Origin of the sequence: Streptomyces sp. NPDC052042, assembly GCF_044548345.1 — a bacterium.
Taxonomy (GTDB): Bacteria; Actinomycetota; Actinomycetes; order Streptomycetales; family Streptomycetaceae; genus Streptomyces.
In genome coordinates this window covers 47328-61783 of record NZ_JBIUBU010000004.1, presented here as the reverse complement: position 1 = coordinate 61783, position 14456 = coordinate 47328, and the positions used below count along the sequence as shown (strand labels likewise).

Genomic DNA, 14456 nt, shown 5'->3' with positions numbered 1-14456 from the left:
GGCGGACCGGCCCGCCGTGCCTATTTCCGGACGTTATTCGGACGCCGCGAGAATCTTTTTCACCGATGCCGTGTCACCGGTTTCACCTGCGTTTTTGCCGTCCGATGCTTCTGCTTCGGCATGCAGGCGGTCGTCCTCTTTTTTATTCGGCCGAAACATTGACACCAATTCGAATGCGCGGATAGCCTCCCCGGCATTGGAACTCAATTTCGCTGAGTGGAACAGTGAGGACTCGAGAATGTCCGATTCCCGCACTTACCCGCCGACCGCAGCAACCCTCGATGACCGGAGTTACCTCGAATTCACCATGGGCCTGCGGGCCTTCGCGTTGGGCGACCTGAACCGGACCGCGCGCACCGCGGTCGAGGGCGTCCTGACCGGCGAGACCGTCTCCTCGGTCGGCGAGCTGAGGGAGAAGGCGGACCCGATCCCTGCCGTGGCGATGCGGAACCGGGTCCTGCGCAGCCAGCAGGAGATGACATGGCGGCGCGCCCGCGAGAGCGGCCTTAGGCGCGAGGCCGAGCTGCGCGCCGCGCTCCAGGAGGCGGAGGACTCCACTCCGGACTCCCTCACCCTGGAGCCCGGCCTGGTCTACCCCGAGTATCTGGACGTCGCCGACATCCATCTCCAGCCGGGCAGCTACGAGAAGGACGACCTGGCGGGGTACGTCTATCATCTCGGCACCGACGTCTTCTATGCCGGGCGCAACGAGGACGACAAGGCCAAGCGTGCCGGCATCGCCCGCATCCCCGTGCCGGAGGATGGCGAGGTCACCGCGATCCTCGACCTTGCCTGCTCCATCGGGCAGAGCACGACCGCACTCAAGGAGCGCTTCCCCGAGGCCTGTGTCACGGGCATCGACATCGCCGCTCCGATGCTCCGCTACGCCCATCTGCGTGCCGTGCGGCTGGGGGTGGACGTGGACTTCCGGCAGGAGTCGGCGGCGCACCTCTCCTTCTCCGATGCCTCATTCGACCTCGTCTACTGCAACATCCTCTTCCACGAGTTGCCCCGTTCGGTGGCTGAGCACGTGGTCGTCGAAGCCGCCCGCGTCCTGCGACCCGGAGGCCTGTTCGTCGTTGTGGACTTCGCCGGCCGCGACGCCGCGGGCCCTTTCGACTACCTGTCGTACACCCGCGACGTGGACACCGTGTTCAACGGCGAGCCGTTCGCCAGCAAGTTCGTTCACTCCGACTTCGCGGGGCTGCTCGGCAGGCACTTCCGCGAAGTTGACCCCGACGCCCTGCCCGATCCCACCGGCATCCGCCATGTCCGGCGCTGCGTGAAGTGACGACTCGCCCAGGAAGGAAGACTCCGATGACCGAAGACACCGCGTCCCACGAGTGGGACGAGCAGGCCGGGCCGCACCCGGTGTTCTTGCGCGACCCCGCCACGGACGCCCTCGTCACCGTGTGCCTGGAGCTCGCGGCCGAGCTGTGGGTGACCCGCAGTCGGCTCCACCACCTGGAGGGCCTGCTCACCGTGGCCGGCCGGCCGGCTGGTGAGGTCCTCGACAGCAAGGTCGGCAAGCCCGCCGATGCAGAAGCCCTGGCGCAGGCCCGCGACGAGTTCGTCCGCAACATCTTCGGCAGCCTGGCGAACCTGCCGACGAGCTGACCCAGCTTCTTCCGGTTGCCGGCCCTGGCTCCCTCCCCACCCCCAGACCTAAAGCACGAAGGAGAACCCGCATGGCAGGCAAGGCATGGAGAGCGTCGATGCTGGCGGCGTCGCTGGCGGGCGCGCTCGCGCTGACCGGCTGCGGCGGCGCCGGCGACGAGAAGGGCGGTGCTGCCTCGGACGTCGTCACCATCGGCACCTCCTCTGTGATCAAGAGCGACAACCCGCTGGACCAGTCGTGGTCCACCTACAACTTCGCGGTCTTCGACAGCCTGCTCAAGGCCGGCGACGAGGACTTCACCGAGGGGGGACTCGCGACCAAGTGGAAGATCGACGGCAAGACCCTCACGTTCACCGTGCGTAAGGGCGTCAAGTTCCAGAACGGCGAGGCGCTGACCGCGCATGACGTCGCTTTCTCCCTCAACCTGACCAAGAAAGAGGGATACGCGTTCTCCCAGAACCTCGACACGTTCGTCTCTGCCAAGGCCAAGGACGACACCACTCTCATCGTGACCATGACGGCCACTGACCCACTGGGCGTCCAAAAGGTGGGCATGGTCCCGGTCGTCCCACGCGACTACTGGGAGGCGAAGGGTTTGAAGGGCTTCCTCGCGAAACCCATCGGCAGCGGCCCTTACCGCGTGCTGTCCTACTCTCCCGAGAGTGGATACGACTTCGAGGCACACGACGGCTATTGGGGCAAGAAGCCCCCCACCCGCCGCGTCAACCTCAGGTTCTACAAGGACCCGCAGGCGCTGGAGTCCGCACTGCTGTCCGGGCAGATCCAGGTCGCGCAGGCGCTCAGCGCCTCCTCTGCCCCGAACATCAAGACCAACGCGTCGCTGGAGCTGCACGCGGGCTACATGGGCAACACCACGATGCTTCAGCTCAACACGACCAAGGCGCCTTTCGACGACTCCAAGGCCCGCCGCGCCGCGAACCTCGCCCTCGACCAGGCCGCTCTGGTCAAGACGATCACACATGGTACGTCCGAAGCGGAAGACGGGCAGGTGACCTTCAAGGGCGTCGCCGGCTACGTGGCCGACCTGCACAGCCAGGGCTACGACCCCGACGAGGCCAAGAAACTGCTCGCCTCCTCCAGCTACGACGGCGAGGAGGTCCGCTTTGTGGGCACGACCCTCCAACAGCCGCTGATGGAGGCCGTCGCGGGCTCCCTGAACGAGGTCGGCTTCAAGGTCAAGGTCGAGGCCTTGGACGTGCCTGTCTGGCTGGAGCAGTTCCGCAACGGTTCCGACGCCCAGATCTTTGCCCGCGGCATGTCCTACTCCGGAATCAACGACGCCTCCCGGGCCTACCGCTGGCTGGCCACCGTGAACAAGCCGTTCGTCAAGGACCGGGAGTGGCTGGACCTGTGGAAGGCGCAGAGCACGGAGAGGGACCACGACGCGCGCGTCGCGCTCCTGGAGAAGGCCACACGGATGGTCAACGAAAAGGACTACATCCTCTTCACCTACTCCCAGTCCTCCCCGAACGCAACGGTCAAGGGGGTCGACGGGATCCGCTGGCTGAACCCGGCCATGGACTTCACCGGGATCACCTACCAGCCGTAGCCGTGTGACGGGTGGCCGCCCACCCGTCACACCCGATGTGGTGAGGCCGTGCGCCGACGGCCTTGGCCTCACCGAGAAGGAACAGGAGGTCTGCCGTGGGAGACTCGGGTCGAGCGCTCAGCATCCGCGCCCTGTCGATGCACATCGACACCCGGCACGGCACCGCCCATCCATTGCGCGACGTCAGCCTGGACGTCGCACCGGGCGAGGTGGTGGCCCTCGCCGGAGAGTCCGGATCAGGCAAGTCCACGGTCCTGCGGTCGATCGTGCGGCTGCTTCCGCGCGCCGCGCGCACCGAGGGGTCGGTGCAGGTCGCCGGGACTGAGGTGACCAGCCTCCCGAAGAAGGACCTGCGCTCCCTCCGCGCCCGGACCGTCCGCATGGTCTTTCAGGACCCGTGGGCGGCGTTCCACCCGATGCACACCATCGGCCGCCAGCTCGTGGAGTCCGCGCGCGCCGCGGACCCCGGCCTGTCGACCGAGCGGGCGCGGCAGTTGGCCGTGGAGACGTTGGAAGCCGTCGGCGTCACCGACGCCCCGCAGCGGCTGCGCGCCCGTCCACAGGAAGTGTCCGGCGGGCAGCTCCAGCGTTCGATGATCGCGATGTGCCTGGTCGGCGCACCGCGGGTCCTGCTGTGCGACGAACCGACGACCGCCCTGGACGTAACGACCCAGGCTGCCGTGCTCGACCTGCTGCGGGATCTGGCTGACGAGCGCGGTATAGCCGTGCTGATGTCCACCCACGATCTCGGACTGATTCGCGAGATCGCCGACCGCGTCGTGATCATGTACGCGGGCCAGGTCGTCGAGGACGGACCTGTCGCCGCCGTCCTGGACGACCCGCGCCACCCCTACACCCGGGCGCTCATCGCCGCACGGCCCGACCCGTCAGCCGCCCGGCTGCAGCCCATCCCCGGAATAGCACCAAGCGCAACCGAACGGGTGAACGGCTGTGCGTTCGCACCGCGCTGCCCGTCCGCGGTACCCGCTTGCCGCGAGGAGGATCCGCCCGTGATCGAGACCGACCGGCTCCGGCGCGTCCGCTGCCGGCTGATCGAGGGGACCGCGGTATGACGGCCCCCGCCACACAGCCGGTGCTGGTCGCCGAGCACCTGATCAAGCGTTACCCCGTGAAAGACAGACGCGGTGCGAAGCTCACCGCCCTGGCCGGGGCGAGCCTGACCGTCGGCGCCGGGAAGACCACCGCGATCGTCGGGGAATCCGGCAGCGGCAAGACCACCTTCGGGCGGGCTGTGATGCGGCTGACCTCTGTGGACGAGGGAAAGCTGCTGTTCGAGGGCGAGGACATCACCCACGCTTCTGAACGCGCCTTGCGTGCGGGCTTCCGGCGGCGAGCGGCGATGGTGTTCCAGAACCCCGGTACCTCGCTCTCCCCGCACCTGCGGGTCGAGGACATCCTCGCCGAGCCGTTGCGCGTCAGCCGGACCGACCGAGGCGGTCGCCGCGACCGCGTCTACACCATGCTGGAGCAGGTCGGCCTGCCCTCCGGGACCGGACAGCGCTATGCCGAAGAACTGTCCGGCGGACAGCGCCAGCGCGTCGGCATCGCCCGAGCCTTGATGCTGCACCCGCGGCTGGTGGTCGCCGACGAGCCGACAGCCTCGCTCGACGTATCGGTGCAGGCCCAGATCATCAACCTGCTGACCGATCTACGCGCCGAACTGGGCTTGTCGTATCTGTTCATCACACATGACCTGGTGCTGGCCGAGCAGTTCGCCGACCAAGTGGCGATCATGTTTCTTGGCGAGGTCGTCGAGACCGGGACGCCCGCCGTGCTGTCCTGCGGCGCCCAGCACCCTTACACCGTCATGTTGACGTCGATGAACCGGCCACGCGACCAGCGCATCCAGCCGAAGGGCGAACCACCGTCACCGGTACACCGCCCCACCGGATGCGTGTTCGCCCCCCGATGCCCGCTCGCTGTCGACCTTTGCCGGGCCGAGGCGCCCCCGCTGAAGCCGGTTCCTGCCGGCGGCACCGTCGCCTGCCACCGACCCGGCGAACTGAGGATGGAGGCGGCATGACAGCCGTGTGGTGGAACCCCGTCCTGCGGCGGGTCGGCGCGCAGGCCGCTCGTCTGGTCTTCGTGGTGTTCGGGGTGACGTCCTTCCTGTTCCTGCTCAGCCATCTCGCGGGAGACCCCGCCGAGCTGTACGCCGAACCATCCGCAACCCCGGAGATGCTGGAGGCGACACGCGCCCGGCTCGGCCTGGACGAGCCCCTGGCCGCCCAGTACTGGAACGCACTTGTCTCATCCTTCACCTTCCGCTTCCCCCCGTCGTACACCTTCGGCGGCCCGGTCGAGGGACTGGTCCTGGGCAAGCTCGGACTCAGCCTCGTCCTCGTCGGTGTCTCGATCACCCTGGCCTGCGTGATCGCGCTGGCACTCGGAGTCGTCGGTGCCCTTTACCCGACGCGCCTGCTGGGCCGGGCCGCGCTGTTCGTCTCGTATGTGACAGCGGCGGTCCCCTACTTCGTGCTGCCGCTGATTCTCATCCTGCTGTTCAGCATCCGGTGGAGGCTGCTCCCGGCCGGGGGTGACACCGGCCTGGAGTCCTATGTGATCCCAGTGGCCGCGCTCACGTTCATGGGCTACGCGACGCTGTCGCGACTGGTCCGCTCGGAACTCCTCGACGTGTTCACCCGCGGCTACATCGAGACCGCCCGGTCGAAGGGCATCTCTCCGTGGCGGGTGCTCGCCCTGCACGGCCTGCCCGGAGCCGCCCCGCCAGTCCTGGCGTGGGTCGGCATCGAGTTCTCCTACCTGTTCGGCGCACTGCTGGTGGTCGAGCCACTGATGAACTTCAACGGTATCGGCTCCTTCCTCCTCAACGGGGTCGCTCAACGGGACTTTCCCGTCGTCCAGACGGCCATCGTGTCGATCGCGATCCTTGTCACCCTGGTGAACGGGCTGATCGACATCACGGTCACCGCCATCGATCCACGCACGAAGACTGGAGCTGAGACATGACGAACACGGAGCACGTTCCAGTCCCACGCAGACAAGGGCCGCGAGGGCCCCAGCGCCGGTTCCGCCTGGCCCGCCAGGTCCTGGCCGACCCGATGGCGCGGCTCGGCCTTGCGGTGCTCGTCCTCCTCGTACTCGCCGCGGTGCTTGCCCCGCTCCTCTCGCCGATGTCGCCGCTGGAGCAGCGGCTCGACAAGGCGAACGTCGCGCCGGCGTGGCTGGGCGGAAACGGGGGAGGCGTGTTCGGCACCGACCAACTCGGCCGCGACCTGTTCAGCCGGGTCGTCCACGCACTGCGGACCAGCCTGCTTTTCGGTCTTGTCACGGCCACGGGCTGCGCCGTGATCGGCACCGTGCTGGGCATCGTCGGCGGCTACTACAACCGGTTCCTCGGACCCGTGTTGATGCGTCTGGCCGACATGCAGTTCTCGGTGCCGTTCTTCGCCGTGGGCGTCGCGCTCGTGGCGGTGATGGGCCCCGGGCTGAGGAATTTGGCGATCGCGCTCATGCTGTGGAGTTGGACGGGGTTCGCCCGGACGATCTTCAGCACTGTTGTGCAGATGAAGGGCTCCGACCACGTTGTGGCCGTTCGGACCCATGGGGCCACTGCGCTGCGCATCATGGCCCGGCACATCCTGCCGAACGTCATCGGGCCCATTATCGTGCTGTGGGCTACCCTCGCGGGTGGCTTCATCCTCGCCGAGAGTGCGCTCAGCCTCCTCGGGCTGGGCGTGCAGCCGCCGGACTTCTCGCTGGGGGCGATGCTCGCCGGAGCACGTGCCTCGATCGCCACCGCCTGGTGGGCCGTGTTCTTCCCCGGCCTGGCCATCGGCCTGTCGGTGATGGGGTTCCAGCTCCTCGGCGACGCCGTGCGCGATGCCGTCAACCCTGCGGAGTCCAGCCGCACCGACCCCGACCTTTCCTGAGCCGGACTCTGTCGGGGATCTCGATGGTCGAGGTCAGCTGCCGAGGCTTCGCCAGGACTTCGACCAGGGGATCCCGTGCTGGTCCAGGAAGGTCTGGAACGCGGTCGGCGATCTCAGGGAAGAGGTCTCCTCGGTCACTGACCGGCTGCTGAGCCGTTCGATGTTCACGGCGATGGCCGTGAGTACGTGTTGCAGGTGGGCTTTAGGCTGTCCTCGGTAGCGGCAGCGGCGCATGCTGTGTCCGTGGGCGAACTCGTTGATGGTGCCCTCCACTCCGGAGCGGACCGCGTAGCGGGCCGTCCAATCGGGTGTCTGCCGCTCGGTGCGGACGCGGACTTGCAGATCGCGGAGTTCTCGCAGGGGGAAAGCCCACGTTGCGGGCGCTTTCGCGGGAGCTGGTGCACCGGGGACGGTCTGGACGCGGCTGGCATTGGCCCTTGGTGAACCGGGCCACGATCAGCGGGGCGGCGGTGGGTGAGGAGGCCGGGTAGGGGCCGTGCCAGCCCTGGCTGACCTGGCCTCGGGGCAGGTGACCTGTCGGCGGTCGAAGTCGATGTGGAAGTCGTCGCGGTCGAAGCCTTCGTGCTCTTCTTCCTCGCCGACACCGGGAATCTGGCGTGGCTGACCCTCGGCATCTCGGTGACCCTGTTCTTCGTCGGCACGGCGAGCGGCATCACCACCGCCTTCCTACCGGAGATCTTCCACACGTCCTACCGCTCGACCGCCATCGGCGTCTCCTACAACCGGGGGAGCCTCATCGGCGGCGCGATCCCGCCACAATCGTGTTGACCGCCCCCGGCAGGCAGTGCTTGAGTCGGCGCGTGGACAGCATTTCTGCCAACCGGCGGTTCTGGAACCAGATCAGCAGCGCCTACCAGCACGAGCACGACCCGCAGATCGGCGCAACGCCCCGGCTGTGGGGCACGTACGCCATCCCCGACGCGCACCTGAACGCCCTGGGCGACGTCACCGGCAAGCGCGTCCTCGAACTCGGCTGCGGCGCCGGCCAGTGGTCCAGGGCGCTCGCCGCTGAGGGCGCCACCGTGGTCGGGCTCGACCTGTCCGAAGCCCAGCTCGCCGCGGCAGCTCGCGCGATGGGAGCGGCCCGCTACCCGCTGGTGCAAGGCGCCGCCGAACACCTCCCGTTCGCCGCCGACAGCTTCGACCTGGTGTTCTGTGACTACGGCGGGCTTAGCTGGGCGCCCCCGCGCCTGGCCGTCCCGCAGGCCGCACGCATCCTGCGCCGCGGTGGGCGCCTGGTGTTCAACGTCGCCAGCCCATGGTTCGAAGCCTGCTATGACGAAGCCGCCAGCCGCGCAACCACGACGCTGCACCAGGACTACTTCGGGCTGGACACCATCGCCGAAGACCAGGGCGCGGTCAGCTATCAGCTCACCTACGGCGACTGGATCAAGGTCCTGCGCGGCGCAGGTCTCATCATCGACGACCTCATCGAGCCGCGGCCCGAACCCGGAACAGCCAACGGCTACAACGAAACCGACCCGCCTGACTGGGCATACCGCTGGCCGGCAGAAATGCTCTGGGTCACCCACAAACCGTAAGCACCGCCGCACCGAGACGTGAAGGTATTCCCTCCCCGGTTGGCCCTAGAAGGTCCTGTCCCACGTGCCATCCGCCGACCAGCGCTGGTGCCGCTCATACACGGTCTTCCACGGACCGAAACGCGCAGGCAGATCCCGCCAGGGCACACCCGCGCGCTGCCGGTACAGGATCCCGTTGATGATCCTGCGATGACTGGCCCACCGGCCGCCGCGCAGCCGTCGCGTACGGGACCGCCCGCTGGTACTGGCGCAAATGCCCGTGAGGATGCGGCACTGCAGTTCGTGTTCGACATCCCCGAGTTCATCGAAGATCGCCGCCGCCCGAATGTGGACTCGCAGCGCGTCGGCGAAGCCCTGCCGTTCGCCGAGTCCGAATCCGAGTCGCAGCAGGGCCATCGCCGTCGCCTGGCGCTGATCGGCGGAACCGCTGATCGCGGCGGCCCGCAACAGCGGTTCGATCGCGTCCCGGGAGTGTCGGCGTCGGGTGTTGTAGCGGTGGAGCCATCGGAAAGCGTCGAGGCGGGCCTCACGCTCGTTCGGCCAGCTCTCTCGTCCTTGCAGGGTCTCGCGTTTGAAGGTCGCGTTGAAGGACTCGGCGAGAGCGTCGTCCGCGCTGGACCCGATCGCGCCCATGCTCCGCCTGAACCTGTTGACCTGCAGGCTTCGGCGAAGGCACTGCTTGTGTACTGAGCTCCGTGATCGGTGTTGTGTACTGAGCTCCGTGATCGGTGCGTGATCGATCCGGCGGGACTGCCGCGGGTGCGGATCGCCGCTGCCAGGGCCTCGGTCACGAGGGCCGCGCGCATATGGTCGGCGATCGCCCATCCGGCCAGACGGCGCGATGCGAGGTCTATGACGCACGGCCCGTATCCGGGCGGCCGGCCGGGCGTCGGCTGCCCGCCGGGGGGCCGGTCCGCTGCCAGTGCTTGGCGCCCTCGCCGCCCTCGCCCGCCCACGGCCCGAGGATCTCGCGCCGGCCCTCAACGGTGACGGCCAGGGCCACGTGGACGGGCTGGTTGGCGACGGCGCCGTCGCGGATCTTGGTTCTGTCGACGATCTTGTGATCCGGACGGTCTGGACTCATCTTGCGAGCAGGACGCGTTTGCGAAGGAGATCGAGGCCGGCACGGCCGAACATCTGGCGTTTCAGCATCTTCAGCCGGTTGATGTTGCCTTCAACAGCGCCGGAGCTGTGCGGCAGTGACAGGCCGTTGCGGATGGCGTCGAAGTCGCGGCGGAGGTTGCGGGCGAAGCCTGCGAGCGGAGCCAGGTTGTCGTGCTCGGCGCTGGCGATCCACTCTTCGAGTCGGTCGCCGTGGCGTGCGGTCATCATCGCGGCGAACTTCCTGACGTGGCCGGTGAGCCGGTCGAGTTCGGGATCGCGCTCGCGGAGGCGGTGCAGCTTGTCGGCATCCTCGTCGCGGAGGTGTTCGGGGTGGGTCATGATCCAGGAGGTGACCTCGCGGACCGAGGGAGGCTTGGGTCCGACGGCGGGTGCGTGTCCGCGCCCGGTCCGGTAGCGCCGTAGGTGACGCTGGACAGCCAGCTCACCTCCCGGATAGCCGAGTTCCCTGATCTCGCGGTAGAGCTGGGCGGCGTTTCTGACGCCCTCGTTCCAGCGCTGGTGCAGGTAGCCGATGTACGGGTCGACGACATGCGCCCGCTGCAGGCTCTTGGCGACGACATCGTCAGCGGAGCGAGCGCCCACCAGCTTGCGGACGGTGGCCTGGTGCAGTCCGACCTTCCGGCCGATCGCCGCCTTCGACATTCCTTGCTCCCACAGTTCGTGGGCGGCGGCGTGCTGTTCACGCAGGCGGGTCACGATCTTCAGCTCTGTCGGTGGCTGGACCACTACGGGCTCGGCTTCCAGGGTGTCGGGGCTGTCGGCGGGTTCGGGCTGCGGCCCGGCCAGGCGGGAGCGGTGGGCGTTCACCGTCTTCTCGACCGCCTGGCCGAGGTTGGCCCACAGGTGATAGCGATCAGCGACCTGCTCGGCTTGCGGTGCCCCGACCCGCGCGCCTTCCGCGTAGCCGCTGGAGCGGTCCCGGCAGATGACCTTCACTTCGGGATGGTCCTGGAGCCAGGCGGCCAGGTCTTCGCCCTCGCGGCCGTCGTAGAGGTGCAGCGGGCGGTGGGTCGCCATGTCGATCAGCACCGTGCCGTAATGGCGGCCCTTGCGGAAGGCGAAGTCGTCGACACCGAGGACCTCGACCTCGCCGATGACCGGCTCGGGCAGAGTCCTGACCAGCCGCAGCAGCGTGTCCCTGCCCACGGTGATGCCGACCGCGTCCGCCAGGCGGGCACCTGCCCGGCCGGCCAGGGCCAGGCCGATCTGCGTCAACGCTCCACGCAAAAGAGGGGTGTGGCGGCTGTGCGGGGTCGTCAAGCCCGTGATCTGCTCGGCGAAAGTCACCGTCGTGCAGGCAAGGTTCTCGCAGCGGAAGCGGCGGACGCACAACTCGATCACGACACCGAGCCCGCCCACAGCGACGTCACGCAGCCTGCGTACATAGCGGCCATGCACCCGTGCCGAGCTCTGGCCACACCGGCAGGCCGCGGTCGCCGACCGCACCCGCGTCCTCAGCACCACCTCATCCGGCCGCCGCTCGACCTCCTCGATCAACAACGCGGACAGGTACGGAAACAGCTCCAAGAACACATCACGAGAGCACGCGATGCATGATCGCGAACAGCCGACACCACCCGCTCAACCGTCCGGATCACAAGATCGTCGACAGAACCCGGATCTACACGTGGATGGCATCGATGAAGACCACCGGATAAACGACGCCATGAGGCCGGTTCTGCCATTCGGCCATGCCGTCCAGGACCTTGTCCGTGACCGTGGAGATGGTCGGCCGGGAGACCCCGGCGCCATAGACCTCCGCGAGATGGGCCTGGACCTCACCAGTGGTCAGGCCCTTGGCGACCAGCGAGATCACCATCTCGTCGAACGATTTGCAGTCCCCAAGGCGCGTGGGCCCGGGCCGAGGCGTCCGCGAGCTCTCTCAAGCCTCGTCCGGCATGTCCGCATGACCGGCCGCGGCTCTGTCCGTGGTGAGACGGCACAGGCCGGACGGTGGCACGTCGAGAGTGTGAACGCCGCCGGTGAACAGTCGCGTGGTGGGCGGCTGGGGACGACCGTCGGCGCCGTAGGTGTGGACGCGGACAAGGACGGGCTCGGCCGGCTCGGGAGTTTCGACGAGGAGCCGAGCCGCGGGGGTCGCGTTGACAAGGGTGAGAGCCTGCCAAGGCGCTTGGGGGAGGCGGAGGACCGTGTCGGCGTAGGCGGTGATCACCGTCTCGGTCGCGCAGTGGGCGGTGACGTGGGGGTAGAGCTCGTCCGGCCGCCCCGTCTCGTACGTGCCTCCGATGAGCGCCGCCCGAAGCCGGTACCAGGTGCCGAGCCAGAAGGCGAGGGTCTCCCGATGGGCGAGGGAGAGCCGGGACAGGCGTATGGAGAGCTGGGGCACCGCGTGCAGGGCGCCGTGCAGCTGGCGAGCGACGGTCTCGGGTGCCGCCTGCGGGTCCCACATCAGCATGTCGGAGTGCACGACGGCGCCCGGCGCGACCATACCGATGTCCAGGGTGCGCACCCGATTGGCGACCGGGTCGGCCGGACAGTCCGTGGCGCGCAGGGCGTTGCCGAACGTGGTCATGGCCGGTCCGGTGTAGGGCTGGCGGAGTTCGAGCACCACCTCGTCCCCGCGCAGGGACCGCAGGCTGTCGCGCAGGTCGGTCAGGAGCGCGGTCATGGCGTGTCCGATGTCGGGGATGTAGTCCGGCTCCGGTGTCACGGCGGGCGGTGCGTCCGTGTAGGCCATGACCTCGTCCAGAAAGTCGAGCTTGAGTCCGTCGAGACCGTTCTCCTCGACGAGTCCGCGACAGGTGGCGACGACGTGATCACGTACGTCGCGGTGGCGCGGATCGAGCACATGACAGTCCAGGTGCGGCACGTAGTGGGGTGCTCGCGCTGCCCACGCCCGGTAGGCATCCGAGCGGCTGCCGAGGAGCAGGGGCGCGATCCACACGACATGGCGCAGTCCCAGGCCGTGGACCTTCTCGACGTGGCCGGGCAGGTCGGGGAACTTTGCGGGGTCGGGCCGCCAGTCGCCGCAGCCCGCGTAGCCTCGGCCGCTGCCGTGCAGTTGCCAGCCGTCGTCGAGGAAGAGTTGACCGCAGCCGAGGTCGGATGCGAGGGCGGCTTCGGCCTCGACGTCGGCCGCGTTCACGTCCTGCGTGAAGGCGTACCACGTCGAGTACACCGGTGTGCGGGCGAAGTCCGGGACTGGCAGCGGGCGTACGACCGGGAGCTCCGTCAGCCAGTCCCGCAGCTCTCGTAGCGCCGCCGCGAAGGTGATGCCGGGGGTGGCCAGTCGTATGAGACAGCTCTCGTCGGCCGCGAGCAGGAGGCGCAGCCACACGCCGAAGCGTTTGCGTTCCTCCGACACTCCGAAGCGGATCAGGCTCCGTTGGACGACGTGGTCGGTGGCGAACGCGAGCAGGTTTCGCCCCGCGGTGTCGTACAGGCATCCGACCGGTGCGGAGCGGACGAGCGAGAGGGGCCGCCAGGCGGACCAGTCGGCGGGCAGGGTCCGTTCCCACCCCGCGTCGGGATGCCAGAAACCGGCGGCGTCGCCGAGGGGGACGTCGAGGCGGATGTCGACCGTGCCCGTCTCGCTCGCGTTGACGTGTACGAGAAAGGGCCGCTCAGGGGCCGTCCCCGGCGTCGCTCCGACGGCGGTGCCGGGGGCACGAACGCTGACCGTCACGCCGTTGACGTGGAGGGCACCGGGGTCTTGCCACCACTGGTCGCCGAAGGGCGACGCCGCGGCGGTTTGCGCCGCGCCGAGCGGCGAGGGGGTGGTGTTCACGGAAGTCCTCCGGTCGGATCAGGCGGTGAAAGCGGTGCCGTCCAAGGTCCAGTGGGGGTCGGGGGTGATGCCGAGGGCGGTGTAGACATGGGCGGCGACATCGGCGTGGTGGAGGGCCGACGGAGCCTTACCGGCGGGCAGACCGGGACCGCACGCGGCGATCCAGGCCGTGCGCTCCTGTGGGCTGCGTCCGCCGTGGCCTCCTTCGTCGCGGTGGCCGTGGTCCGTCACCACGATGACCGTCCAGTCCTCCGCCGCATGACCGGGACGCTCTCGTACGGCGGTGAGTATCCGGCCCAGGCGCCGGTCAGCGGCTTCGATCGACCGGTGGTACTCCTGGCCACAGCCGAGGAAGTGGGCGGTCTCGTCGACGGCGCCGAGGTAGACGAAGCCGACGTGGAGGTCGTCGTCCACGCCGAGGAGATGTTCCGCCTCGGCGGTCACCTTCTCGTCCACCTCCTCCCACCCTTCGGGGGTGTCCTCGCGGGGAGCGACATAGGCGAGCCGGGACGGGGCGACGAAGAGCGGACCGCCCTGCTGCGCGAGGAAGAGCGGAGCCCAGCCCCCGACGGCGAAGGTCCGCCGTCCGCAGTCGGCGGCGAGACGGGTCGTGAAGTCGGGGAAAACGTCGAGGCGGTTGCCGTCGAAGCGGTTGGCCCACACGCCGTGCTTGGCGACACCGACGCCGGTGACGATGGTGGTCCAGCATGGGCCCGACATCGTGGGGGTCACGGAGTCCACCTCGACGGGTGCCAGGAAGCCCGCTCGGGCGATCCCGTCGAGGTGGGGGGTGTTGAGTTCGGGGAGCAGGTCGAGGCGTACGCCGTCGATACCGACCACCAGTACGCGGGCGGTGTCCTGAGAGGTTTCCATGGGTGATCCAGAGGTTTCGTGGCGGGCGAGGAAGGCGGGGCGTGGG

Annotated in this window: 14 protein-coding genes and 4 pseudogenes; 9 read left to right on the top strand and 9 right to left on the bottom strand. The window is 68.6% G+C overall.

From position 1 onward, the window contains the following. Window positions 1-33: 33 nt before the first annotated feature. Window positions 34-207, bottom strand: a complete 174-nt coding sequence (locus ACIHCL_RS09795; RefSeq protein WP_399859120.1) for a hypothetical protein — start codon at window positions 205-207, stop codon at window positions 34-36. 31 nt (window positions 208-238) lie between these two features. On the opposite strand from ACIHCL_RS09795, the gene ACIHCL_RS09790 reads away from it, so the two are divergent. The 7 genes from ACIHCL_RS09790 (at window position 239) to ACIHCL_RS09760 (ending at window position 7102) form a co-directional block, all read left to right on the top strand. Beyond that, window positions 239-1291, top strand: coding sequence for a class I SAM-dependent methyltransferase (locus tag ACIHCL_RS09790; protein ID WP_399859118.1), 1053 nt, complete (start codon window positions 239-241; stop codon window positions 1289-1291). 26 nt (window positions 1292-1317) lie between these two features. Continuing rightward, window positions 1318-1617 (top strand): hypothetical protein, encoded by a 300-nt coding sequence (locus tag ACIHCL_RS09785; protein WP_399859115.1) that lies wholly within the window; start codon window positions 1318-1320, stop codon window positions 1615-1617. Between the two features lie 71 nt (window positions 1618-1688). Continuing rightward, complete coding sequence (locus ACIHCL_RS09780; RefSeq protein WP_399859113.1) at window positions 1689-3188, top strand: ABC transporter substrate-binding protein; 1500 nt, start codon at window positions 1689-1691, stop codon at window positions 3186-3188. A gap of 95 nt (window positions 3189-3283) precedes the next feature. Beyond that, window positions 3284-4261 carry an ABC transporter ATP-binding protein gene (locus tag ACIHCL_RS09775; protein WP_399859110.1) on the top strand — a complete coding sequence of 326 codons (978 nt, stop codon included), beginning with the start codon at window positions 3284-3286 and terminating at the stop codon, window positions 4259-4261. After that, window positions 4258-5232, top strand: coding sequence for an oligopeptide/dipeptide ABC transporter ATP-binding protein (locus ACIHCL_RS09770; protein ID WP_399859107.1), 975 nt, complete (start codon window positions 4258-4260; stop codon window positions 5230-5232). The genes ACIHCL_RS09775 and ACIHCL_RS09770 overlap by 4 nt, the downstream gene beginning before the upstream one ends. Continuing rightward, window positions 5229-6179, top strand: coding sequence for an ABC transporter permease (locus ACIHCL_RS09765; protein WP_399859105.1), 951 nt, complete (start codon window positions 5229-5231; stop codon window positions 6177-6179). The genes ACIHCL_RS09770 and ACIHCL_RS09765 overlap by 4 nt, the downstream gene beginning before the upstream one ends. Next, window positions 6176-7102, top strand: a complete 927-nt coding sequence (locus ACIHCL_RS09760; protein WP_399859103.1) for an ABC transporter permease — start codon at window positions 6176-6178, stop codon at window positions 7100-7102. The genes ACIHCL_RS09765 and ACIHCL_RS09760 overlap by 4 nt, the downstream gene beginning before the upstream one ends. Window positions 7103-7135: 33 nt before the next feature. On the opposite strand, the gene ACIHCL_RS09755 is transcribed toward ACIHCL_RS09760, so the two are convergent. Beyond that, window positions 7136-7444, bottom strand: coding sequence for a transposase (locus ACIHCL_RS09755; protein ID WP_399859804.1), 309 nt, complete (start codon window positions 7442-7444; stop codon window positions 7136-7138). 213 nt (window positions 7445-7657) lie between these two features. On the opposite strand from ACIHCL_RS09755, the gene ACIHCL_RS09750 reads away from it, so the two are divergent. Together ACIHCL_RS09750 and ACIHCL_RS09745 are read left to right on the top strand one after the other, a co-directional pair. Beyond that, complete coding sequence (locus tag ACIHCL_RS09750; protein WP_399859100.1) at window positions 7658-7891, top strand: hypothetical protein; 234 nt, start codon at window positions 7658-7660, stop codon at window positions 7889-7891. A gap of 32 nt (window positions 7892-7923) precedes the next feature. Then, entirely contained in the window at window positions 7924-8664 is a 741-nt protein-coding gene (locus tag ACIHCL_RS09745) for a class I SAM-dependent methyltransferase (protein WP_399859098.1), read from the top strand. 54 nt (window positions 8665-8718) lie between these two features. Here the strand turns inward: ACIHCL_RS09745 and ACIHCL_RS09740 are convergent. The 7 genes and pseudogenes from ACIHCL_RS09740 to ACIHCL_RS09710 form a co-directional block, all read right to left on the bottom strand. After that, window positions 8719-8877 (bottom strand): annotated as a pseudogene (locus tag ACIHCL_RS09740) (transposase); the annotation flags it as partial. 255 nt (window positions 8878-9132) lie between these two features. Beyond that, window positions 9133-9533, bottom strand: a pseudogene (locus ACIHCL_RS09735) (transposase); the annotation flags it as partial. Between the two features lie 50 nt (window positions 9534-9583). Continuing rightward, window positions 9584-9706: pseudogene (locus ACIHCL_RS09730) on the bottom strand (transposase); the annotation flags it as partial. A 38-nt stretch (window positions 9707-9744) separates the two neighbouring features. Next, window positions 9745-11316, bottom strand: a complete 1572-nt coding sequence (locus tag ACIHCL_RS09725) for an ISL3 family transposase (protein ID WP_399859095.1) — start codon at window positions 11314-11316, stop codon at window positions 9745-9747. Between the two features lie 97 nt (window positions 11317-11413). Further along, window positions 11414-11614, bottom strand: a pseudogene (locus ACIHCL_RS09720) (transposase); the annotation flags it as partial. 57 nt (window positions 11615-11671) lie between these two features. Continuing rightward, complete coding sequence (locus ACIHCL_RS09715) at window positions 11672-13537, bottom strand: glycoside hydrolase family 36 protein (protein WP_399859092.1); 1866 nt, start codon at window positions 13535-13537, stop codon at window positions 11672-11674. A gap of 18 nt (window positions 13538-13555) precedes the next feature. Next, entirely contained in the window at window positions 13556-14410 is an 855-nt protein-coding gene (locus ACIHCL_RS09710; RefSeq protein WP_399859089.1) for an alkaline phosphatase family protein, read from the bottom strand. Window positions 14411-14456 lie beyond the last annotated feature (46 nt).

Coding starts and splice junctions, on each gene's coding strand:
- ACIHCL_RS09780 (WP_399859113.1), top strand. CDS start 1,689: ATGGCAGGCAAGGCATGGAGAGCGTCGATGCTGGCGGCGTCGCTGGCG.
- ACIHCL_RS09785 (WP_399859115.1), top strand. CDS start 1,318: ATGACCGAAGACACCGCGTCCCACGAGTGGGACGAGCAGGCCGGGCCG.
- ACIHCL_RS09765 (WP_399859105.1), top strand. CDS start 5,229: ATGACAGCCGTGTGGTGGAACCCCGTCCTGCGGCGGGTCGGCGCGCAG.
- ACIHCL_RS09710 (WP_399859089.1), bottom strand. CDS start 14,410: ATGGAAACCTCTCAGGACACCGCCCGCGTACTGGTGGTCGGTATCGAC.
- ACIHCL_RS09760 (WP_399859103.1), top strand. CDS start 6,176: ATGACGAACACGGAGCACGTTCCAGTCCCACGCAGACAAGGGCCGCGA.
- ACIHCL_RS09770 (WP_399859107.1), top strand. CDS start 4,258: ATGACGGCCCCCGCCACACAGCCGGTGCTGGTCGCCGAGCACCTGATC.
- ACIHCL_RS09790 (WP_399859118.1), top strand. CDS start 239: ATGTCCGATTCCCGCACTTACCCGCCGACCGCAGCAACCCTCGATGAC.